The sequence below is a fragment of the Lentzea aerocolonigenes genome (genome assembly GCF_000955955.1).
GTDB classification, from domain to species: domain Bacteria; phylum Actinomycetota; class Actinomycetes; order Mycobacteriales; family Pseudonocardiaceae; genus Lentzea; species Lentzea aerocolonigenes_A.
On record NZ_JYJG01000621.1, the window covers coordinates 1 to 765 of the forward strand.

Below are 765 nucleotides of genomic sequence, written 5' to 3' on the forward strand. Positions count from 1 at the left end.
AGCGAAGCGAACACCTCCTCGTTCGCCGGCTCCTCCGGCGAGAACCTCTCCCCCGCCGCGGTCGCCATGTCCAGCAGGTGGTCCAGGACTGCCTCCGTCGTCAGAGAACGGTCGGCCTCGTCATCCTCGGTCTCCCAGCGCTCACGCGCGAACAACCGCAACAAGTCATGGAAACGGAACCGGCCCTCCACCGGACCCGCCAGCACCATGCTCGCGTCCACCAACTCATCGAGCAGCCCGAACGCCTCCGACTCCGTCAGACCCCCGGCCACCTGCGCCAGCTCCACACCGAAATCCGCACCCGGCACCGCAGCCAACCGCCGGAACAACACCCGCCCCTCCGGCGACAAACCCCGATACGACACCTCGAACGCCGACCGCACCTGCAAATCCCCCGCGGACAACCCCGTCAACCTCGTCCGCTCATCACGCAACTGATCCACCAAATACCGCAACGACCAATGCGGCCTGCTCGCCAACCGATTGCCCACAATCCGCAACGCCAACGGCAGATTCCCGCACAACTCAACCAACTCACCCACCACATCAGGCTCAGCCCGCACCCGATCCACACCGACCACGGCCTCCAGCAACGCCTCCGCGTCCCCGTCGTCGAACGGGTCGAGGTACAACCACCGCACCCCCTCCAACCCCGCCAACGTCCGGCGACACGTCACCAACGTCCGACTGCCAGGAGCCGCCGCCAGAAACGGCCGGACCTGCGCCTCCGAGGCCGCGTTGTCCAGCAGCACCAGCACCTTCCGC

At 67.1% G+C, this 765-nt stretch carries 1 pseudogene; it reads right to left on the reverse strand.

The features are described 5' to 3' along the window. Positions 1 to 752 (reverse strand): annotated as a pseudogene (locus UK23_RS47970) (transcriptional regulator, XRE family protein); the annotation flags it as partial. Positions 753 to 765 lie beyond the last annotated feature (13 nt).